Genomic DNA, 21238 nt, shown 5'->3' with positions numbered 1-21238 from the left:
GGTTCGGCGATGCAACGTTCCAGTTTGTGGGCCCGGCTCGAGGGGGTCGGTGTGACCGATCTCGCGGTGGTGGGGGGAGGTGCCACTGGTTTGGGGGTGGCGTTGGACGCCGCGCTGCGTGGCTTCTCCGTGGTGTTGCTGGAATCGCACGATTTCGCCAGCGGCACCTCGTCGCGCTCCACCAAACTGCTGCACGGGGGGGTGCGCTATTTGGCGCAAGGCCGACTGTCCTTGGTACGTGAGGCCCTGGCAGAACGCTCCACCGTGCTGCACATCGCACCCCATCTGGCACAACCCCTGCCGTTCGTGATGCCGTCTTACCGCCGGTGGGAAATTCCGCTGTACGGTACCGGGCTCAAACTCTACGACGCGCTGGCCGGTCGGGCGCGCCTGGGTGCCACGCAGTGGCTGTCGGCCCCACAGACCCTGTCTGCTTTGCCCGGCTTGCAGCCGGCTGGCTTGCGCGGCGGCGTGTCGTACTGGGACGCGCAATTCGACGATGCCCGGCTGGCGCTGGCGCTGGCCCGGACCGCACAGCGAGCGGGGGCCTTGGTACTCAACCACGCATCCGTCTCCGGCGTCAGCTGTCTGGAGCCCTCTGCAGATGGAGCCCCTCGGCTCGAATTGCAGGTGACCGACGCCTTGCAGGGCCGGCGTACCACGGTGCGCGCGCGGGCGGTGGTCAACGCCACTGGCGTGTGGGTGGATCGGCTACGTGAACAGGCCGCCGCCAGCCTCCAAGGCATACCGTCACGCCTGGTGTCGCCGAGCCAGGGGGTGCATGTGGTGGTGGACCGTGCCTTCATGCCGGGCTCACATGCCTTATTGGTACCCAAAACCTCCGACGGCCGCGTGCTGTTCGCCGTGCCGTGGATGGGCGCATTGGTTCTGGGCACCACCGACACCCCCCGGGAGGATGTGCCACGCGAGCCGCAACCCTTCGAGGAAGAGCTGGATTTCATTCTGTCCGAGGCCAGCCGGGTATTGAGTCGCCCCGTGTGCCGGGCGGATATCCGCAGCCTGTGGGTCGGGTTGCGCCCTCTGGTGGCCGCCCATGGAACGGGCGGGTCTGACAGCACCCACGCCTTGTCGCGCGAGCACACCATCGTGGCGGACGCGAACGGCATGGTCACCGTCACCGGTGGCAAGTGGACCACCTACCGCGCTATGGCAGAAGATGTGCTCGATACCTGTTTTGCCCAGGGCCTTCTGCCGGTGCGCGAGGGTGGCGTGACCGCGCACCATGCGCTGGTGGGCGCGCCGGCGGCGGGTGCGCCCACGGTGGCCCTGCACCAGCCGCCGGGTCCCCACCTGTGGGGTTCGGAATGGCCCGATGTCCAAGCATGCCCCGGCGCGGACCGGGACCTGGGCCATGGCTTGACGGAAGCCATGGTGCGGTTTGCCGCCCGCCACGAATACGCCTGCACGGTGGAAGATGTGTTGGCCCGGCGTTGGCGAGTGCTGTTTGTCGATGCCGCCCGTGCCCGGGAGATGGCGCCGTCCGTGGCCAGCTTGTTGCAGGATGAAACGGGACTCGACCCGCGACTCGGTGCCTTCGACGCCTTGGCTGCCGCTTACCTGCCAGGTTGACGCAGGCCCATGCCGATGGTGATGCGCAAGCGTATGGTCAAGTCGTTGAAGCTCATGGTGTGGTCTCCTTTATTGTCTTGGGGGCTTGTAGAGGGCATTCGATGACGAATACCGCTCCGCCTTGAGGGTGATTCCCAGCGGTGATGTGTCCGGCCAGTATGCCGGTGACGATGTTGTGCACGATGTGCAACCCCAGACCCGTTCCACCACGGCCCAGTCGGGTGGTGAAAAACGGGTCGAAGATGCGGTCGATCTGGTTCGGCGGGATGCCCACGCCGTCATCCTGTACCCGGATGCGCACGGCGGCATCGCCCAGTGGTTCGACGGCGATCTCGATGCGTCCGTGATCCCGGTCGGGGAAGGCATGCATCAGGGCGTTCTGGATCAGGTTGGTCAACACCTGTCCCAGCGGACCGGGGTAAGAATGCATCTGCACATCCACCGGCGCATTCACGAGCAGCTCGATCGGTGTACGCTTGACCATGGGTTGCAGCGTCAAGACGATTTCGTGCAACACCTCCGACAGTGAGAACTGGCGTCGCTGCGAGCTGGTCTGATCGACGGCCACCTGTTTGAAACTGACGATGAGTTCCGAGGCCCGTCTCAGGTTGCGCTGAGCGATGTCAGTCGCGGTTTCGACCTGACCCAGGAAGGCATCCAGGTCCGATTTGCGTAGCCCGGATTCCAGCCGCTGGCGGAAGACCTTCAACCGGTCTTCCAGGGCAGAGACCGACATCAACCCGTTGCCAATCGGGGTGTTGAGTTCGTGAGCCACGCCCGCCACGAGCGAACCCAGAGAGGCCAGTTTTTCCGATTGGACCAGTTGTGCCTGGGTGTTTTTGAGCCGCTCGATCGCCTCCGTCAAGGCGGCATTGGCTTCGGAAAGGCTCTGCGTGCGGGCGGCGATGCGCTGTTCCAGCTCCGTGTTGAGGCGTCTGAGCTCCTGCTCCATCGCCCGTTTCTCGGTGATGTCGAGCATCGAACAAATCAGCAGGGTCTGCTCCTGAAACGCCACTGTGCGCATGTACACGTCCACCATGAGCGTTTCCCCGTTCTTCTTGCGCAGCCGGCCCAAGGTGCCGTTGATCGCGTTGCTGGTGCGCAGACGCCGGAAGGTGGTCTGCAGCACCTCTTCGTCGAGCAGTGCGCCTTGTAGCGACGCGCTGTGCCCGATCACCTCGTCTCGCTCGTAGCCCAGCAAGGCCAGCCAGGCCGGGTTGACGTCCAGGTAGTGGTAGCCCTGTTCGTCTGCTTCCAGCACCGCCACCGCCACCGGACTGGCTCGAAAGAAGAAGTTGAACTTCTCCTCGCTTTCGCGCACGGCCTGTTCCTTGCGCTTGAGGTCGGTGATGTCCACGTCCATGCACACGAAGATCGAGCCGCCTTGCAGGTCGGGGATGGAAAAAGTGGTGGACAGGATATGCGCGATCTGACCGTCGTGTTTGCGTATCGTGCCTTCATAAGGCCCGAACGGGGTTCCCGTGCGCTCGATCTCGCGTAACAACTGCACAAAACTGGCCGCCTCCTCTGGGGTGTAGATGAGTTCGTCCAACGTTTTGCCCAAGGCCTGCTCGCGCGTCCAGCCCAGCACGGTCTCGGAGGCCGGATTCCAGTCCAGCACGTGCCCGTCGCGGTCGAACCACTGGATGGCGAGTGTCGGTGTGGTGTCCACGATGGCGCGCAACTGGGCCTCGCGGCGCTGGATCTGCATGGCCATGTTCCGCAAACCCTGGCCGAGGGCATCGAGCTCCTGCACGCCGGTGCTGGGCAAAGGGGCATCGTACCGACCTCGGGCCACTTCGCTGGCGAACACCAGGCTGCGGTTCAAGCGGCGCTGGATGACGCGGGAAAACCACAGCAACAGCAACCACCCAAAACCCACGGCGACCACCAGCGTAACCAGTGTGATGCCCAGCGCGGTGCGGGCCGACGCGTTGACCACATCGACCGGGTAGCCCGCCAGCACGACCCAGCCGATGCGGTCCAGCCGCTGGCCGGCGCCTTGGTAACGCACGCCATCCAGGTCGATCACGTCGTGCAGGGGCTGCCCGGCCTTGGCTGCCTGGAACACGGGCCAGTGGGCCACGTTGCGCCGCAGGGCGGCCCAGGTCATGTCCGGGGCGGCCACCACCTCACCCTTGCCATCCGTGACCAGCACCATCAGCCCGTCCAGAGCCAGAGACTGGCGCACCGTTTCAGCCAGGCGGTGTACGCCGAGCTCGATCACCAGAAATCCGTCGTTCAGTGGCACGTTGTACGCCACCACGGGCAGGTCCAGTACCGGAGAGCGGTATTGATCGCTCCACAGTGCCCGGCCCCGCCGCCCCGCCTCCCGGATACCGCCCAGTCCGCTGAGGTCGTTTCCTCGCCAGTTGGTGATGCGCGACGTCATGCCCGAGGCGACGAACAGTTCACGCACCCGTGCTTCCTGGTCCAGCAGGTAGATGCCTTGGAAGAACTGGGTCTGAGCCACCAGACGCAGCAGCAACAATTCAAAGCCCGTGCGACCCTCCACGGTCGTGGCCGCCACCTCCAGTGCGCTGGCCAGGCCGGCGGCCAGTTGCTCGGCGTACTGCAAGTTGATGTCCACCTGGTGCGCCGCCGCGGCGGCGGCACGCCGCTGTTCCATTTCGTTTTGGGCTTTGACCATGGGCAGGCGCCAGAACACCATCAGCACGGCAACCACCGATGCGGCAAACAGCACCACCAGCAGGAACTGGCCAATCAGTACCTGGCGGATCGTGTAGGGCCCCCTGGCGCGCTTGGTCATTCGGCTTCAGCCATGTACTGGCCATTCGAAACGTGGGTGATGTAGAGTCGCCGCTCGGCGTCCCCATGTTCGTTGAACGCGATGGTTTGTTGGAGACCCTCGAACTGGCGTATGCGCAGCAGAGCGCTGCGCAGGTCTTCGCCGCGCTGCCGCCGGGCATAGGCGCTCAGCAGCACATGGGTGGCATCGAATGCGGCCACTTCAGCAAAGCCGGGGCTGCGCTGGAACCGTGACCCAAAGGCGGTTTTGAACGCCTGGTACGCAGGGGTCTGGCTGTTGCGATCAAAGTACTGAGCCACCATCACGCCTTCGGCTGCGCGGCCCGCCAGATCCAGGAGCTGCTCTGTGGCCGACCATTCCGCAGTGATGACCTGCACCGCGTGTTGCTCACGCCGCAGCAGTTGCAGCAGGTTGGCCGCATCCAAGGCGTTGGTGACAATGACGAGCGTGTCCGGGGCGTGGGCCATGGTCCGGGCCAGGACAGGTGCCAAGCTCTCGCCGGGCGAGTCGAGGCGATAGGCTTCTTGGTGGACCACCTGGGCGCCGAGTTGTTCGGCGCGCTCGGTGAAATGCTCAGCCCAGCTGCGGCTGTACGCCGCGTTGCTGTCGTCGCGCACGATGGCGTAGCGCCCGCCCTGCCTGGCTCCGATATGCCGCTCGGCCGATAGCCGGGCATATTCCTTTGTGGTCGAGCAGACCCGGAAGAAGTGGTCGTCCTGCCCCGTAAAGTCGGAGCTTGTGACCGTGGGCGAGACGGTCACCAGCCGCTCCTGATTGGCCAAGGGAATCCAGCGCTCGGCCACGCTGCTGGTCATGGGGCCGACCAGACCGATCAGTCCTGCCTCACGGATCGCCGGTAGCAGGCTGGCCACCTCGCTCGGGCGTTGCCGGTCGTCAAATACCACCAGTTCCACTGGGCTGCCGTTGACGCCGCCACGCGCATTCCACCACTCGACCGCCAGCAGGGCGCCGTCGCGCCCGGCCACACCCAGGTCCGCTGCCGGGCCTGTGAGACCACCCATGAAGCCCAGGCGTACGGAGCGTTTCGCACAACCGGGCAGGGTCAGCAGCATGGTTGCACCCATGCCGACTGCTAACCATTGCCGGCGCGACCAGTGCGGGGCATGAAGGCCCATGGCTCACTCCTGAGTGTAGTGACGCGGATCGGTGGGGCGCTGGCGCAACCACTCCAGGAGTTCTGGCACGTCCAGCGGCCGGGCGATGTGGTAGCCCTGGCCCTCGTGCACGCCCATGGCCGCGAGGCTGCGCCAAGCGTGGGCGTCTTCGATGCCTTCGGCCAGTACCTGTAGGCCCAGCTTCTGCCCGAGCTGGGCGATGAGTTCTGCGATGCGGGGCCCACCTTCGGCCGACATGCGGGTGACGAAGGCTTTGTCGATCTTGATGCGGTCCAGGGGCAACCGCTCCAGGTAGCTCAGCGAGGAGTAGCCGGTGCCAAAATCGTCGATCGAAATCGATACCCCCATGGCTCGCAGGCGTTCCAGCAGCGTCTCGATCACGCCGTGCCCGAGCAGCGACACGGATTCCGTGATCTCCAGCTCCAGTTGGTCAGGCCGCAGCCCTGCCGTGTCGAGCGCGTGCTGTATCCGTTCGACAAAACCCGGTGTCTGGAACTGCACGACCGACACGTTGACTGCCATGCGCCTGGGGGCCAGCCCTTGTTGCACCAGTTCGCGCATGGTCAGGCAGGCGGTTTTCAGGCCCCAGTCGCCCAGCCCGACGATCAGGCCGGACTGTTCGGCCAGCGGGATGAAGCGGTCTGGCGGAACCATGCGGCCGTCGTGTCCGCGCCACCGCATCAGCGCTTCCAGCCCGATCAGCTCGCCCGTGCGCAGATCCAACTGGGGCTGGTAGGCGAGGTAGAGGTGGTTGTGGTCGAACGCCGCGTGCAGCTCTGAAAGCATCTGGGTCCGGTTGCGCGCGTGCTGGGCCATTTCCGGGGTAAAGCGCACGAAGCGGCCGCGCCGGTCGCGCTTGGCCTGCTTGAGCGCGATGCTGGCGTTTTTTAGCCAGTTCACACCGTCGATGCCCGGGTCGTTCAGCAGGCAGGCGCCCAGCGTCACCGAGACGCGATGAGGCTTGCCGGCCACTTGCAGCGGGGTCACGAAAAAGCTCAGGATCCGTTCCGGGTCCACGATGTCACTTGGTCCGAGCAGGCCAAAGGCATTGCCCGACACCCGGGCCAAGACCACCTCTGACCCAGCGGATTCGGCCAGACGCTTGGCCATCGCCCGCAGCAACTCGTCGCCATAGTCGTGCCCCATCAGATCGTTGATTCCGGCGAAATCGTCCACGTCCACCAGCACCAGGGCCTGGTTGGTGTCGCCGTGCGCCAAGGATTGCGCCAGCAGCTCGATGAAGCGGGTGCGGTTGGGCAGCTTGAGCATCGGGTCCTCATAGGCCACGTGGTGCAACCGTTCCAAGGTCAGCAACTGGTTGCGGCACGCGGTGAGGTTGGTGCAGAAAACCCGCAGCAGCTGCACATCCATGGCCTGGATGCGGGCGTCGGACTGCACGAAGGCGGCCATGCCATCGCCCTGACGTTCGCCGAGGAAGAGCACGGATGCGTGGTCCGTGAACACGCTTTGGCCGGATTGCAGCGCTTGCTCGAGCAGGGCCGCCACGTGCTGGTCCTGCAGCCGCTCCACCGGGAGGCCCACGAGACCGGCGTATTGACCGGCGGCTGCCAGCACCCGGTAACCTCCTGTTGCCTGTCCCCGGGCACAGACGATGCCCTCAGGCCGCGTGCCGAGGATGCCGGCGATCTGGGTGATGACGCCCGAGGCAAACCGCTGGATGCCCGCGGCCCGCAACAGTTCACCCGAAGCCGCGACGATTTGCTCCAGTCCGCGCCGGCTGGCTTCGATCAGGCACAGCTGCTGGTAGGCCCGCAACGCGGTGGTGATGGCCGTCAGCAGCTTGTGGTGGGTCAGCTCCGATTTGGTCTTGTAGTCGTTGATGTCGTAGCGCAGCAGGGTTTCGTGCTCAGGGGCGTAGCCGGGTTGGCCCGTGCGCAGCACGATGCGCGTCGCCATCATCTGTAGGGTGTTGCGGATGTGATCCACGAGGCCGAGGCCGGCGTCGGGTGTTTCCATGACCACGTCGAGCAGCACCACGGCCACATCGCGGGTGGTGTGCAGCAGGTCGCGCGCCTGGGCCGCCGAGGTGGCGTGCAGCAGAGCCAGCGGCCGCCCGAAGAGCTGGACCCCTTCGAGGGAAAATCGGGTCGTCTGATGGACGTCTTCATCGTCATCGACGACCAGGATGTTCCAGGCCCGCAGAGGTGAGACGCCGCTTGGCAAGGCGCCCTGCCCATCGTCTTCGGCGAAACGGATGAAATCGTCTTCGTGGGCGTGGGGCGTCGTCATGGGAGTCGGTACTCACAGGTCCGCGCAATATAGCACCGACCCATGGCCGTCTCATGCCATTTCCGGGGTATTCCCTAGGGCTGTTGGACAGGCGCCAGCGGTCAGCCTGCTGATCGTCGGCACGTCGTTCGCGTGATCTGGGTCCACAAGCTTCAGGCGCTACTCCAGCCCCAGGCGCTGTATCCAGTAACGCAGCTTGGCCAGCGTCCAACCCAGTTGCCGGGCGGTGCGGCTCTGGTTCCAGCGGTTGCGTTGAAGCAACTGCTCCAGGTGTTCGCGGGAGGGCGCGTCTGGGGGCAGGGGTGGCGCGTTGGATTCGCCCAGTGCGGTGGCGCTGTGTGGAAAGCCGCTGTGGACGAAGGGGGGTGCCTCGGGTGTCAGGCTGGGCAGGTGGATGGCTTCGGCCCCCAGCGTGGGGCCGGGGTGCAGGGCCATGGCCCGCTCCAGGATGTTTTCCAGCTCGCGCACATTGCCCGGAAACGGGTAGGCGGTCAGCACATGCAGCGCATCGGCCGACAGGTGGGGGACCTGGGGCTCGCCGTTGCGCTCGGTCACCCGTTGCAGGATGGCCTGGATGAGTTCGGGCAGATCTTCGCGGCGTTCGCGCAATGGCGGGATGCGCAGTTCGATCACGTTGAGCCGGTAGAACAGGTCTTGCCGGAAGCGGCCATCGCGCACGGCGCGGGCCAGGTCGTGATGGGTGGCGCTGACGATGCGCACGTCGGTCGGTTCCTCCTGGGGCGAGCCCAGGGCACGCACCTGTCGTTCCTGAATGGCACGCAGCAGCTTGGCTTGCATGGCCAGGGGCAGATCGCCGATTTCGTCCAGGAACAGGGTGCCGCCGCTGGCGGTTTGGAAGTAGCCGGGCCGGTCCGCCGTGGCGCCGGTGTAAGCCCCTTTGCGCACGCCGAAGAACTCGGCTTCGATGAGCGTTTCGGGAATGGCTCCGCAGTTGACGGCCACGAAAGGACCATCGGCCCGGTGGCTGCAGGCGTGCAGGGCACGAGCCACCAGCTCCTTGCCGGTGCCCGATTCCCCCTGCACCAGCACGGGTGCCATGCTGCGGGCCACGCGCTGCACGCGTTCGCGCACCATCTGCATAGGGGCAGAGCGGCCGACGATGCAGGCCAGCGCAGCCTGGGCGGGTGTGCAGGGCTCGACGTCAATGGCCGGTCTGATGGGGCTGCGGGGCAGGTGCCCCAAACTGGGGTTGGGAGCCGTTGGGGTGGCGTCCCGAAGCGCGTTGGCCACGGCGGATCGGAACTGGGCCAGATCCACCGGTTTGGTGAGGTAATCGAACGCGCCCGCTTTCAAGGCTTCCACGGCGTTGTCGGCGGAGCCGTAGGCCGTGACGACGATGGACTTTTCCGGGCGCTGGGCGGCCTGCAATGCTCGGACCAGCTCCAAGCCCAGCCCGTCGGGCAGGCGCATGTCGGTGATGAGGAGGTCGTAGCGCTGTTGGGCCAGGCACTGCCGCGCCTCGGCCAAATCGGCGGCGGTGTCAACCTCGTAGCCGATTTTCAGCAGGGTGAGTTCGTAGAGGGTGCGCAAGTCGGGCTCGTCGTCCACGACCAGTAGGCGGGGGGGTGGGGCCATGCGGCGAGTTTAGGGCAAGGTCATTCGCGGAACTGTACGGTAAAAGCATGCCCGGCTACCCCGTCGCGGGTGGTGGCTTGGTAGCTGAGTTCGGCACCGTATCGCAGGCAGAGTTCGCGCGACAGGTACAGTCCCAGTCCGCTGGAGCGGCTGTGGGATGAGGTGAAGGGTTCAAACAGAAATTGGGCCACCGACGGTGGCAAAGGCGGGCCGGGGTTCCATACTTCCAGCGCAGCGGGCGAGCCGGTGCTGATTTCCACCCGCCGACTGTCCGCAGGGGCGTGCTGGTGCGCGTTGTCCAGCAGGTTCACGAGCACACGGCGCAGATGTTCCGGATCGAAGCGCACGTTCAGGCCCGCAGCGCCGGGGCTGAAGCGAACGGGCGGGCCGCCAGGGTGCTGGTGTTGCCAGTCGCTGACGATGGCGCTCACCGTGGCGTCCAGCGCAAGCACGGACGCTGGGGCCGGAGGGCGCGTGGGGAGTTTGGCAACGTCGAGAATGTCATCCACCGTGCGGCCCAGGCGCTGGGCGTTCTGGCCAATCATGTGGGTGAGGCGGCGCTGAACGGGGCTGAGCGCGTCTTCGCTGAGCAGGGCATTGGCCTGGGCAATGGCGGTCAGGGGGTTGCGGATTTCGTGTGCCACGGCGGCCGACACCCGGCCCATGGCAGCGAGCTTTTCGTTGCGCACACGGGTTTCGATGTCGCGCAGGTTTTCCATGAAGACCACACAGACGGCATCGATGGGTGTGGCCTGATCGGCTGTGGGCTGAATGACGCGGGCCCGCAAGAGCACGTGCTGGGGCTCGCCGGTCGGTGTCGGCAAGTTGAGTTCGCACTGATCGTCCTGCCCAAGCCGCAGCACGCCTCGGGTCCAGCCCGAGAGGACGGCCCACCCGGGCAAAGCCATGAGACGGCGGTACGGGGGGGCGGCTTCGCGATCGCCGAGCATGGTGCAGGCGGCCGGGTTGGCGTGCCAGATGTGGCCTTGGCCGTCCATGACCATGACGCCTTCGCTCAGCCCTGTGACAATGAGCTGGTTGACCTGGGATTCCGCGTCGGCCAGGGCGCGGTGCAGCCGTGCCTGAGCCTGTTCACGCCCCAGCCGGGTGGCCAGTTGGTTGGCCAGCAGCGCCACGAGGAACAGCCCGCCACCCGTGATCGCCCCCTGCACATAGGTGATGGTGGACTGGCCGGGACGCAGCACGTCACCGGAAAAAGCGTCGAACAGCAGCACCAGCGTGCCGAATGCCGCGCTGCCCAGTGCCAGGATGATGGGGCCCAGCACCGAGGCCAGCAACACAGGCAGCACAAAGAGGGGGGAATAGTTGAATCCGCCCTGCTGGAAGGTCTGCAGCAGGCCGAACACAGTCAGGTCCACCCAGAGCGTGAGTGCCCAGCCGGGAGCCCAGTAGGCGTCGGAGTGGGCGGGGCGAGACCAGCGCAGCACCGCAGCGGTCGCGACCAGATACACGCCACACAGGGCCAGCAGCCACAGGTTCGTGCTTCCTTGGACATACGCCAGACCCTGCAAGCCGAACAGACCGATGGCCACGACCAACCGGGCCCCCATGAGGGAGGTCCACAGACGGGAAGCGGAGGCAGGCGTTTGGCGAGTGGAAGGGCCGCGCGCAGCGGACCCGGGGTCGGGCAGGAACCAGGAAGGCGCAAAGGCCGATGCCGGCTCCGGTGGCGGGGCCGATTCAGCCTTCGGCGAAGCGGCGGTGTTCCTGACCACAGTAATAACCCAGCGAGCCCTTGATGGCTTCAGAAGCCGGCAGGTGCAGGCCGCAGTGCCGGCAGGTGACCATGGCGTCGGGCGCAGCAGGGGTGCGGCGCGTGCGCCGCTGGCGTTCGGCGTGTTCGCGCTCGGCCTCTTGTTGCGCCTCCACCCGGCGGTTGTGGCGCCAGATGTAGAAAGCCACCAGCACCACGGCGATGACAAGCAGGTATTTGATCATGCGCGTTGCAACACCACTTCCAGGACGAAACGCGATCCCACGTAGCCCAGCAACAGCAGACCGGCCGCGGCGTACAGCATGCGCACCGCCAGTCGGCCACGCCAGCCCCACAGCCAGCGCCCTCCCAGCAGCACGCCCAGCACGGCCCAAGAGAGCAGGGTGAAGACGGTCTTGTGCGTCCAGGCCCAGCCGCTGGTGGCCAGAATGACCGTGAAGTACCAGCCCGCCAGCAGGGTGAGCGTGAGCAGCACGAAGGCGGCGGCCACGAAGCGGAAGGTGAGGCGCTCCAGGGCAAGCAGAGGCAGCGCGTTGGGCGAGGGTGTGCCGCGGCGAATCTGTTGTTCGGTGCGCTGCATCATCCAGGCATGAGCCACGGCCACCCCCAGCAGGCCATAGGAGGCGATGCCCAGGGCCCAATGCAGCGGTAGCCAGCTCGACAGCAGGGCGGGGTAGGTGCTGCCGGGGAAAATGAGCGCCAGCAGCACGGCCGGCGCGCCGAGGCCGGCGAGCGTCCAGCGTGTGCCCAACTGGGGGTAGAGTCGGGTTTCGATGGAGTACACCGTGAACACCAGCCATGCCGTGACGGACAGCAGCGTTGCAAACCCGAAGCGGACCGGCTCCACGCCCAGTAGCGACACCAGCGCCCATCCATGCAGCACCCACACGGCCACCATGATGGCGCTGATGACCCTGCGACCCAGACGCGACGACCAGCCCGCGAGCACGGCGTAGCCGACCGCCGCACCCACCGAGGGCACGGTCGTCCACCAGGGGCTCGCGGCTAAAATCATCCCCAGAGTTTAACGGCCAGCCGGGCCGGTTGACGTACCCACCCATACAAAGCACCGCATGGCCTCCGCCCTTACTGAAAAACTGTCACGCCTGGTCAAGGAAATGCGCGGCCAGGCGCGCATCACCGAAAGCAACGTCACCGACATGCTGCGTGAGGTCCGCATGGCGCTGCTGGAGGCCGACGTGGCATTGCCCGTGGTGCGCGACTTCATCGCCCGCGTCAAGGACAAGGCACTCGGCCAGGAAGTGGTGGGCTCGCTCACGCCAGGGCAAGCACTGGTGGGCATCATCCACAAGGAGCTGGCCGCCACCATGGGCGAAGGGGTGAGTGAGATCAACCTCGCCGCCCAGCCGCCAGCGGTCATTCTGATGGCCGGCCTGCAGGGCGCCGGTAAAACCACCACCACCGCCAAGCTGGCCAAGCTGCTGATCGACAAGCGCAAAAAGAAGGTGCTGACGGTCTCCGGTGACGTGTACCGCCCGGCAGCCATCGAGCAGCTCAAGACCGTGACCAAGCAGGCCGGGGCCGAATGGTTCCCCAGCACGCCCGACCAGAAGCCGCTGGACATTGCCCGCGCCGCGCTGGACTATGCCAAGAAGCACTATTTCGACGTGCTGCTGGTGGATACGGCCGGCCGTCTGGCCATTGACGAGGTCTTGATGGCCGAGATCCAGCAGTTACACGCCGCGCTCAACCCGGTGGAAACGCTCTTTGTGGTGGACGCCATGCAGGGCCAGGACGCGGTCAACACCGCCAAGGCCTTCAAGGAGGCGTTGCCCCTCACCGGGATTGTGCTGACCAAGACGGACGGCGATTCACGCGGCGGGGCGGCGCTGTCGGTGCGCACCGTCACGGGGGCGCCCATCAAGTTCGCTGGTGTCAGCGAGAAGATCGACGGTCTGGAGGTGTTCGACGCCGAACGGCACGCCGGCCGCATTCTGGGCATGGGCGACATCGTGGCGCTGGTGGAGCAAGTCACTGCGGGTGTGGACATGGCGCAGGCCCAGAAGCTGGCCGCCAAGGTCAAAAGCGGTGAAGGCTTCAACCTGGAGGACTTCCTGGAGCAGATCCGCCAGATGAAGAAGATGGGCGGCCTGTCCAGCTTGATGGACAAATTGCCCAGCCAGATGACCGCCAAGGCCACCGAAAACGACCTGAGCCGCGCCGAAAAGGACATCAAGCGCAAGGAGGGCATCATCTGCGCCATGACGCCGCAGGAACGTCGCAAGCCCGAGATCATCAAGGCCTCGCGCAAGCGCCGCATCGCCGCCGGTGCCGGCGTGCATGTGCAGGAGGTCAACCGCCTGCTCAAGGAATTCGAGCAGATGCAGGCCATGATGAAGAAGATGAAAGGCGGCGGTCTGATGAAGATGATGAAGAAGCTCGGCGGCGTGAAGGGCTTGGGTATGCCCAGGCTCCCCGGCATGTGAACCCATCCCATGACGACCCCTTCGCCCTTGATGACCGTGCTGGAGGCTGGCATGGGGGCCTTGGCGCTGGGGCTGGCGCTGTGGATGCGCCCCTGGCGCATGCTCAACGGCCCCTTGCTCACGCCCGCCCTGGCCGCCCTGGCCCTGCTGCCCTGGATGTGGCTGCTGCCGCAGAAGCTGCCCCAGGGCTTGCAGGTGCAACTGTCGGGAGCGTGCTTGCTGGTGCTGATGCTGGGCTGGCCCCTGGCAGTGCCTTTGCTGGCAGGGGTGGCCGCGCTGGTCTGGCTCATCGGTAGCCAGCCGGTCGCCAGCGTCCTCACGCAGTGGACCTGGGTCGGGCTGGTACCTGCGACCCTGGCCCTGGTCATCGGAGCGGCGTTGCGCCGCTGGTTACCGCCCAACCTGTTCATTTACACCCTGGGGCGGGCCTTTCTGGGGACGGCCGTCGCGGTGTTCGTGGCCGGTGCCTTGTACGAGGTCATCCACCACCTGTTGGGTGGCAACACGCTGCATGAAGCGCTGGTGGCCCGTTGGCTCATGGCCTGGGGCGATGCTTTCCTCACCGGCCTGTTCGCGGCGGTGTTCGTGGCCTTCGCCCCGCAGTGGCTGGCCACCTGGTCGGATGCGCGTTACCTCAAGCCGCCAGCCTGATTCTGGGCCGCCACCCGGTTGCGGCCAAGCTGCTTGGCCTGATAGAGGGCCGCGTCCGCCTGCTGGATCAGCGCCTGGGCGGTCTGGCCGTGCTGGGGGAAGGTGGCCACGCCGATGGAGATGGTGACGTGGAGGATCTCGGGGCCGAAGGGGATGGGCAATGTTTGCACATCGGCCCGGTATGCCTCGGCACGGACCTGGGCCGTGTGGCACGTCACGTTGGGCAGCAGCACCAGGTATTCCTCCCCGCCGTACCGACACACCACGTCCGACTGGCGGGCCCCGGCGGCCAGAGCCTGGGCCACTTGCCGCAGCACTTCGTCGCCTGCCTGGTGGCCGTGGCGGTCGTTCACCTGTTTGAAGTGATCGATGTCCATGATCAGCAGGCTCAGCGGCTGGCTTTCACGTTGGCTGCGCGCCAGCTCGCGCAGGATGGTCGCGTCCAGATAGCGGCGATTGAACAGGCCGGTGAGGGCGTCGCGGTTGGCTTGTTCCAGCAGTTGCTGTTGCAGTGACTGGTTGGCCTGGAGCTGCCGTTGCAGGGCCTGCTCCTTCTCGCGCAGTGCCTCGCGTGCATGGCGCAACTTGAGTCCACGCTGGCGCGCAGCCTCGGCCACCAGCAGCAGGTAGATGCCCAGCGACGACATCGCCAGCGCGGAAGTCAGGAGACGGGTATCGGGGGCGAAAGTGAAGCCGTGGAGCGCGATGACGGTGAGGGCGCCAGCCCCGAAGCTCAGTGCCGCCCCTGCGGTGCCGCGGGGCCCTTGGTACAAGGAGATGCTGATCAGCGAGCCCAGGAACACCGGAAAAGCGATCCACAGTGGAAAACCGAGCCACGCCGCCCACGCCCCCATGAGCGCCGGTTCGAGCAACAGGGCCAGATACTCCACTTTCAATGGCTTGTCCGACCGGTTCGCAAACGCATAAAGCAGGTGCGGATAGACCCATAAATGCAGAGTCAACAGCGCCCAGACCAGACCGCCCTGTGGGCGCTCGTACAGGTGGGAGGCGATGACGAGGAAAATGGCGGCGAAGGTGGCGGCACGCACCCGGTGATTCGCCAGGACGACCCATGAGACGGGACGCTGCGCGGCAGGCGACATCGGGTGTTCAGCGCTCGTAGGTGACGAAGGCGTAGCCGTAGCCTGCGTCAGACTGGTGGGCTTCGCGATGGGTTTCCCGCCAGCCGGCCCCCAGCGAGGGGGCGTAGGCGTCACCTTCGAAGACCTGGTCAATTTCCGTCACCACTGCGCGTTGGGCCAGCGGTTCGGCCTGACCATAAACCTGCGCACCGCCCATGATCCAGACCTCCTCGGGCTGCTCCGGCAGGGCGGCGCAGTGGGCCAGCGCTTCGTGCAGGCCGGACATGGGCAGCGCCCCTTCGCTGCGCAGCCGAGCGGCGGTGTCGGCGTCGCGTGTGAGGACGAGGTTCAGCCGACCGGGCAGCGGCCGAAAACGTTCGGGCAGCGAATACCAGGTTGTCCGGCCCATGATGACCGGGCAACCTAGGGTGTGCCGCTTGAAATGGGCCAGATCCTCCGGCAGGTGCCAGGGCATGGCGTTGCCTTTCCCGATCACGCCATTCTGCGCCCGCGCGAAGATGAGATTGATCCGCATGGGCGACAAGCATAACAGGGCCGATCGGCGGCACAGCCGGCACAATAGACGCATGAATGCCAAGCCCTCTTGCTGGATGAACAAACTCGGACTGCGCCTGCCCGTGGTCCAGGCGCCCATGGCCGGCTCGCAAGGCAGTGCGCTGGCGTTGGCAGTCTGTGGCGCCGGAGGGTTGGGGTCGCTCCCGGCGGCCACGCTGTCACTCGACGCCCTGCGCCAGGAGCTGGACCTTCTGAGCCGCCAGGCCCAGGGGCCATGGAATGTGAATTTCTTCTGTCACACCCCGCCGCCACACGACCCGGTGCGTGAGGCGGCCTGGCTCGATGCCTTGCGGCCTTTGGCCGATCGGTTCGGCGCCGTGCTGCCTGTCGGGCAGGCGGTGGCGGGCCGGGCCCCCTTCAGCCCCGAGGCGCTGGAGGTGATCCGCCCGTTCCGTCCGCCAGTGGTGAGCTTTCATTTCGGCTTGCCGGCCCCGGCCCTGGTGGCCGAGATCAAGGCCTGGGGCGCCCAAGTGTGGAGCAGCGCCACCACTGTGGACGAAGCCCGCTGGCTGGAGCGCAACGGCGTGGACGTGATCGTCGCACAGGGTCTGGAGGCGGGCGGGCACCGGGGCATGTTCCTCACGGCTGACGTGACCACCCAATCCGGCTTGATGGCACTGCTGCCGCAGATCGTCCGTGCGGTGCAGGTGCCCGTGTTGGCGGCCGGGGGTATTGCCGACCCGCAGGGGGTGCGTGCCGCCATGGCCTTGGGCGCGGCCGGGGTGCAAGTGGGTACGGCCTATCTGCTGAGCCCCGAGGCCCAGACTCACCCCTTGCACCGGGCGGCGTTGCAGTCCTCGCGCGCGGGGCACACGGCGCTCACCAATGTGTTCACCGGCCGGCCAGCGCGTGGCATTGTGAACCGCGCCATGCGCGAGTTGGGCGATGGCGCGACCTGCCTGAGTGCACGCGCTCCGGCATTTCCGCTGGCCGGCTGGGCGATGGCGCCCGTGCGGGCTGCCGCAGAGGCCGCGGGGCTCGACGATTGCACCCCCCTCTGGGCCGGGCAGGCGGCGCCACTGTGTGAGCCACTGGCGGCAGCCGAGCTGACGCGACGGCTGGGCGAAGCGGCTTGGGCCGCATGGGAGCGCGCACAAGCCCCAACCGCCTAAAATAAAAGGTTTGCTGGCTTGCGCCAGCCTATCGATCCGCGACACCCATCATGACCCAGCCTACCTCGACGCCCGTGGCCACCGTGGCCGAGATCCGCAAGACCTTTTTGGACTTCTTCGCCGAGCGCGGCCACACGGTCGTGGCGTCCAGCCCGCTGGTGCCGAGCAACGACCCCACGCTGATGTTCACCAACTCGGGCATGGTGCAGTTCAAGGACGTGTTTCTGGGTACCGACAAGCGCAGCTACGTGCGCGCCGCATCCGTGCAGGCCTGCCTGCGTGCCGGTGGCAAGCACAACGACCTGGAGAACGTCGGCTACACCGCGCGCCACCACACCTTCTTCGAAATGCTGGGCAACTGGTCTTTTGGCGACTACTTCAAACGCGAAAGCCTGAAATGGGCCTGGGAACTGCTGACCGAAGTCTACAAGCTGCCTGCAGAGCGCCTGCTCGCCACGGTGTATGCCGAAGACGACGAGGCTTACGACATCTGGACGAAAGAAATCGGCCTGCCGCCCGAGCGCGTGATCCGCGTCGGCGACAACAAGGGCGGCCGCTACAAGAGCGACAACTTCTGGATGATGGCCGACACCGGTCCCTGTGGCCCGTGCAGCGAAATCTTCTACGACCACGGTCCGCACATCCCCGGCGGCCCCCCGGGCAGCCCCGAAGAAGATGGCGACCGCTTCATCGAGATCTGGAACAACGTGTTCATGCAGTACGAGATGCACGAAGACGGCTCCGTCACCCCGCTGCCCGCCCCCTGTGTGGACACCGGCATGGGCCTGGAGCGTCTGGCCGCCATCTTGCAAGGTGTGCACAGCAACTACGAAATCGATTTGTTCCAGAAGCTCATCGCTGCCGCCGCGCGCGAAACCGGGTGCGCCGATCTGCACAGCCCCAGCCTGCGCGTGATCGCCGACCACCTGCGGGCCACCGCCTTCCTGGTGGCCGACGGCGTGATCCCCAGCAACGAAGGCCGGGGCTACGTGCAGCGTCGCATCGTGCGCCGCGCCATCCGTCACGGCTACAAGCTCGGGTGCAAGGCACCGTTCTTCCACAAACTGGTGCCTGACCTGGTGGCCCAGATGGGCGAGGCCTATCCCCACCTGGCGGCCCAGGCCCAGCGCATCGCCGAGGTGCTCAAGACCGAGGAAGAGCGCTTCTACGAGACGCTGGCCCACGGCATGGACATTCTGGACGCCGCGCTGAGCAACGGCGAGCAGGTGCTGTCCGGTGAGGTGGCCTTCAAGCTGCACGACACCTACGGCTTTCCGCTGGACCTGACCAACGACGTGTGCCGCGAGCGAGGCGTCACGGTGGACACGGCCGGCTTCGAGGCCGCCATGGAGCGCCAGAAGGCGCAGGGCCGCGCTGCCGGCAAGTTCAAAATGGACAAGGTGCTCGACTACCATGGCCCAGACAACACCTTCGTGGGCTATGAGCAATTGCAAGTCCAGGCCAAGGTGGTGGCCCTCTACATGGATGGCACCCCGGTGGCCGAACTCAAACACGGCCAGGCTGGCGTGGTGGTGTTGGACACGACGCCCTTCTATGCCGAAAGCGGCGGCCAGGTGGGCGACCAGGGGACGCTGATCAGCGGCTCCGCCCGCTTCCGGGTGGAAGACACCCAGAAGATCAAAGCCGACGTATTCGGCCACCACGGCGTGCTGGAAACCGGTACCCTGGCCGTGGGCGACCACGTGGACGCCCGGGTGGACATGGCCCTTCGCGCCGCCACCATGCGCAACCACTCGGTCACCCACCTCATGCACAAGGCCTTGCGCGAAGTGCTCGGCGAGCACGTGCAGCAGAAAGGCTCCCTGGTGGATGCCGAAAAAACGCGCTTCGACTTCACCCACAACGCCCCGCTGACCGACGCACAGATCCGCGAGATCGAAATCCGCGTCAATGCCGAGATCATCGACAACGTGCCCACCCAGGCTCGGGTGATGGATATCGAGTCTGCCAAAGCCACGGGTGCCATGATGCTGTTTGGCGAAAAGTACGGTGACACCGTGCGCGTGCTCGACATCGGCACCAGCCGCGAGCTCTGCGGCGGCACCCACGTGGCGCGCACGGGGGACATCGGCTTTTTCACCATCACCGCCGAAGGCGGCGTGGCGGCCGGTGTGCGTCGTATCGAGGCCACGACCGGCCTGACCGCCCTGCGCTACGTGCAAAACATGGAAGCCACCCTGGGTGGCGTGGCCGGCACACTGAAGGTGGCTCCTGGCGACGTGCCTGCGCGCGTGGGCAGTTTGCTGGAACAGATACGCGAGCTGGAAAAGGAAATGGCCGCGCTCAAAGGCAAGCTGGCAGCCGTACAGGGCGACGAGCTGATGAACCAAGCCGTGGATGTCAAGGGTGTGAAGGTGTTGGCCGCGCGACTGGAAGGCGCCGACGCCAAGGCACTGCGCGAGACCATGGACAAGCTCAAGGACAAGCTCAAGACCGCCGTCATCGTGCTCGCTGCGGTCGATGGGAGCAAGGTGCAACTCGCTGCGGGCGTGACGCCCGACACGGTGGGCAAGGTCAAGGCTGGCGAGCTGGTGAATTTCGTTGCCCACCATGTGGGCGGCAAAGGCGGTGGCAAGCCCGACATGGCCATGGCGGGCGGCAACAACCCCAACGCTTTGCCGCTGGCGCTGGAGTCCGTCGCCCACTGGGTGGGCGAGCGGGTTTGAAGCCTGTTGCTCAGCCGATCAGGTGGCCGAGGAACAAGTAGGCGATGTAAAAGTAGATGAATACCCCCAGCAAGTCCATGATCGATGTGATCATGGGGGAGCTGAGGGTGGCCGGATCGGTGCCCATGCGCCGGGCGGCAAACGGCAGCAAGGCTCCGATGACGCCGCCCAGCACGGTGACGATGAGCATGGTCAGGCCCACCACCAGCAGCACCTCAAAACCCACACCCTTGCTGACATAGGCCAGGATGGCCTCCAGGATGGCGATGGTCACGCCCAGGCCCAGCGCAACGGGGATTTCGCGCTTGACCACGAACCAGATGTCGCGCCACTTGAGCTTCACGTCTCCAATGGCCATCGCCCGGATCACCAGTGTGGCCGACTGGCTGCCGGTGTTGCCGCCCATGTCGATGATCGGGGCGATGAAGGCGGCCAGAACGATGACTTCGGCCAGGATCGCCTCCTGTCCGGCGATGAAGGTGCTGGTGATGACACCGAAGCAGGTCAGCATGGCCAGCCAGAACACCCGGGTCTTGTACATCTGGCCAATCGAGGATTCGCGGATGTTCAGGTCCGGTCCGCCCATGATGGCGGTGCCCCCGAAGCGGGCCAGCTGGGTGGCGTCCTGCTCCTTTTCGATGTCCATGGCGTCGTCCACGGTGACGATGCCGATCATGCGGTTGCCGCCATTGATGACGGGCAGGGCCAACAGATCGTAGCGGCGGATCAGCTCGGCCGCTTGCGCCCGCGGCCATTTGGCCTTGGCGAACACGGGTTCCTTGCGCATCAGGTCGCCAATGCGGCTTTCAGGGGGGCACAGCACCAGGTCGCGCAGCGACAGTGTGCCGAGCAACTGGCGTTCGGCGTTGAGGACGTAGATGACGTAAATGGTCTCTTTATCGGGTGCGGTGGCGCGGATGAGGTCCAGCGCCGCCCGGGACGTCATGTCGGCCGTGACGGCCACGTAGTCGGAGGTGACGGCTGAACCTACCGAGCCTTCGGGGTAGGCGGCCAACCGCAGGATGTCTTCCCGCTCGACCTGGGCCAGGGCGGGCAGGAGCTGGGCCTGGGCGTCCTCGCTCAGGCGGTTGAACAGGTCTGCGCGGTCGTCGGAGGGCAGGGTCTCGAACAGTTGCACCACCACTGGCCGGGGCAGGGCGGGCAGCAGGGCGTCCTGCAAACGCTCCGGCAGGTGCGAGAAGAGTTCGGTACGGTCGGTCGCCGGGAGGGTCTGCAGCAGGGCGGCCACATCGGCCACGGGTAGGGTTTCGAGTTCGTCGGCAACGTCGGCCGCAGGGGTGCGGTGGACCAGTTGGGTGAAGGCCTTGCCGTCGAGCGAACGGCGCAGCGCGGCCAGGGTGAGCTTCAGGTCTTCGCGGTTCATGGGCGTCTCCGGTGGCTCCAGCATCCACCAGATCCCATGTGGCCATGGTCAGGCGTGGGATGGTGGGCGTTGAGCCGTCAAACTGAAAGGATTGAGGGTGAAGCGATCGGGTATGTGACAACTGGGATCGGGGTCCATGACAACTCCTTGCTGGCGCGGCCAGCGTAACGGGATCAGACGACCCCGTTGTGAACGGGCAGCAGAGTAGCATTCGCTTGCGGG

Annotated in this window: 15 protein-coding genes; 5 read left to right on the top strand and 10 right to left on the bottom strand. The window is 66.0% G+C overall.

Features of this window, described 5'->3' with window-relative positions; all coding sequences use genetic code 11:
* Positions 1–9 precede the first annotated feature (9 nt).
* Positions 10–1590, top strand: a complete 1581-nt coding sequence (locus HZS63_RS03105) for a glycerol-3-phosphate dehydrogenase/oxidase (protein ID WP_180682591.1) — start codon at positions 10–12, stop codon at positions 1588–1590.
* A 52-nt stretch (positions 1591–1642) separates the two neighbouring features.
* Here the strand turns inward: HZS63_RS03105 and HZS63_RS03100 are convergent, their stop codons facing one another.
* The 7 genes from HZS63_RS03100 to HZS63_RS03070 all read right to left on the bottom strand — a co-directional run bounded on the left by HZS63_RS03100 (position 1643) and on the right by HZS63_RS03070 (position 12092).
* Positions 1643–4360 carry a PAS domain S-box protein gene (locus HZS63_RS03100; protein WP_180682590.1) on the bottom strand — a complete coding sequence of 906 codons (2718 nt, stop codon included), beginning with the start codon at positions 4358–4360 and terminating at the stop codon, positions 1643–1645.
* Complete coding sequence (locus HZS63_RS03095) at positions 4357–5496, bottom strand: ABC transporter substrate-binding protein (RefSeq protein WP_180682589.1); 1140 nt, start codon at positions 5494–5496, stop codon at positions 4357–4359. Before HZS63_RS03095 ends, HZS63_RS03100 begins: the two co-directional genes overlap by 4 nt.
* Positions 5497–5499: 3 nt before the next feature.
* Positions 5500–7746 carry a putative bifunctional diguanylate cyclase/phosphodiesterase gene (locus HZS63_RS03090; protein WP_180682588.1) on the bottom strand — a complete coding sequence of 749 codons (2247 nt, stop codon included), beginning with the start codon at positions 7744–7746 and terminating at the stop codon, positions 5500–5502.
* A 159-nt stretch (positions 7747–7905) separates the two neighbouring features.
* Entirely contained in the window at positions 7906–9342 is a 1437-nt protein-coding gene (locus HZS63_RS03085) for a sigma-54-dependent transcriptional regulator (protein ID WP_180682587.1), read from the bottom strand.
* Between the two features lie 20 nt (positions 9343–9362).
* Entirely contained in the window at positions 9363–10913 is a 1551-nt protein-coding gene (locus tag HZS63_RS03080; RefSeq protein ID WP_180682586.1) for an ATP-binding protein, read from the bottom strand.
* Positions 10914–11043: 130 nt separating this feature from the next.
* Complete coding sequence (locus HZS63_RS03075; RefSeq protein ID WP_219339067.1) at positions 11044–11301, bottom strand: PP0621 family protein; 258 nt, start codon at positions 11299–11301, stop codon at positions 11044–11046.
* Entirely contained in the window at positions 11298–12092 is a 795-nt protein-coding gene (locus tag HZS63_RS03070; RefSeq protein ID WP_180682585.1) for a cytochrome C assembly family protein, read from the bottom strand. Before HZS63_RS03070 ends, HZS63_RS03075 begins: the two co-directional genes overlap by 4 nt.
* 58 nt (positions 12093–12150) lie before the next feature.
* Here HZS63_RS03070 and ffh point away from each other — a divergent pair, with 58 nt between their 5' ends.
* Positions 12151–13524 (top strand): signal recognition particle protein, encoded by a 1374-nt coding sequence (gene ffh / locus HZS63_RS03065; RefSeq protein ID WP_180682584.1) that lies wholly within the window; start codon positions 12151–12153, stop codon positions 13522–13524.
* 9 nt (positions 13525–13533) lie between these two features.
* Complete coding sequence (locus HZS63_RS03060) at positions 13534–14175, top strand: hypothetical protein (protein ID WP_246316119.1); 642 nt, start codon at positions 13534–13536, stop codon at positions 14173–14175.
* Here the strand turns inward: HZS63_RS03060 and HZS63_RS03055 are convergent.
* Both HZS63_RS03055 and HZS63_RS03050 read right to left on the bottom strand, forming a co-directional pair.
* Entirely contained in the window at positions 14154–15278 is a 1125-nt protein-coding gene (locus HZS63_RS03055; RefSeq protein WP_180682583.1) for a GGDEF domain-containing protein, read from the bottom strand. The two genes, HZS63_RS03060 and HZS63_RS03055, sit on opposite strands and share 22 nt — an antisense overlap.
* Positions 15279–15285: 7 nt before the next feature.
* Positions 15286–15792, bottom strand: a complete 507-nt coding sequence (locus HZS63_RS03050) for a dihydrofolate reductase (RefSeq protein WP_180682582.1) — start codon at positions 15790–15792, stop codon at positions 15286–15288.
* Positions 15793–15844: 52 nt separating this feature from the next.
* Here HZS63_RS03050 and HZS63_RS03045 point away from each other — a divergent pair, with 52 nt between their 5' ends.
* Positions 15845–16945 carry an NAD(P)H-dependent flavin oxidoreductase gene (locus HZS63_RS03045; protein WP_246316118.1) on the top strand — a complete coding sequence of 367 codons (1101 nt, stop codon included), beginning with the start codon at positions 15845–15847 and terminating at the stop codon, positions 16943–16945.
* Positions 16946–16995: 50 nt separating this feature from the next.
* On the top strand, positions 16996–19632 hold the full coding sequence (alaS, locus tag HZS63_RS03040) for an alanine--tRNA ligase (protein ID WP_180682581.1): 2637 nt from the start codon (positions 16996–16998) through the stop codon (positions 19630–19632).
* 10 nt (positions 19633–19642) lie between these two features.
* Here the strand turns inward: alaS and mgtE are convergent, their stop codons facing one another.
* On the bottom strand, positions 19643–21016 hold the full coding sequence (gene mgtE, locus HZS63_RS03035) for a magnesium transporter (protein WP_180682580.1): 1374 nt from the start codon (positions 21014–21016) through the stop codon (positions 19643–19645).
* Between the last annotated feature and the right edge of the window lie 222 nt (positions 21017–21238).

Origin of the sequence: Tepidicella baoligensis, assembly GCF_013432195.1 — a bacterium.
Taxonomy (GTDB): Bacteria; Pseudomonadota; Gammaproteobacteria; order Burkholderiales; family Burkholderiaceae_C; genus Tepidicella; species Tepidicella baoligensis.
Note: the sequence above shows the minus strand (reverse complement) of the source record. Positions and strands in the feature narration are given on the sequence as shown.

Coding starts and splice junctions, on each gene's coding strand:
- HZS63_RS03060 (WP_246316119.1), top strand. CDS start 13,534: ATGACGACCCCTTCGCCCTTGATGACCGTGCTGGAGGCTGGCATGGGG.
- HZS63_RS03105 (WP_180682591.1), top strand. CDS start 10: ATGCAACGTTCCAGTTTGTGGGCCCGGCTCGAGGGGGTCGGTGTGACC.
- HZS63_RS03055 (WP_180682583.1), bottom strand. CDS start 15,278: ATGTCGCCTGCCGCGCAGCGTCCCGTCTCATGGGTCGTCCTGGCGAAT.
- HZS63_RS03045 (WP_246316118.1), top strand. CDS start 15,845: ATGAATGCCAAGCCCTCTTGCTGGATGAACAAACTCGGACTGCGCCTG.
- HZS63_RS03070 (WP_180682585.1), bottom strand. CDS start 12,092: ATGATTTTAGCCGCGAGCCCCTGGTGGACGACCGTGCCCTCGGTGGGT.
- alaS (WP_180682581.1), top strand. CDS start 16,996: ATGACCCAGCCTACCTCGACGCCCGTGGCCACCGTGGCCGAGATCCGC.
- HZS63_RS03090 (WP_180682588.1), bottom strand. CDS start 7,746: ATGACGACGCCCCACGCCCACGAAGACGATTTCATCCGTTTCGCCGAA.
- HZS63_RS03095 (WP_180682589.1), bottom strand. CDS start 5,496: ATGGGCCTTCATGCCCCGCACTGGTCGCGCCGGCAATGGTTAGCAGTC.
- HZS63_RS03075 (WP_219339067.1), bottom strand. CDS start 11,301: ATGATCAAATACCTGCTTGTCATCGCCGTGGTGCTGGTGGCTTTCTAC.
- HZS63_RS03050 (WP_180682582.1), bottom strand. CDS start 15,792: ATGCGGATCAATCTCATCTTCGCGCGGGCGCAGAATGGCGTGATCGGG.
- HZS63_RS03085 (WP_180682587.1), bottom strand. CDS start 9,342: ATGGCCCCACCCCCCCGCCTACTGGTCGTGGACGACGAGCCCGACTTG.
- mgtE (WP_180682580.1), bottom strand. CDS start 21,016: ATGAACCGCGAAGACCTGAAGCTCACCCTGGCCGCGCTGCGCCGTTCG.
- HZS63_RS03100 (WP_180682590.1), bottom strand. CDS start 4,360: ATGACCAAGCGCGCCAGGGGGCCCTACACGATCCGCCAGGTACTGATT.
- HZS63_RS03080 (WP_180682586.1), bottom strand. CDS start 10,913: ATGGGGGCCCGGTTGGTCGTGGCCATCGGTCTGTTCGGCTTGCAGGGT.
- ffh (WP_180682584.1), top strand. CDS start 12,151: ATGGCCTCCGCCCTTACTGAAAAACTGTCACGCCTGGTCAAGGAAATG.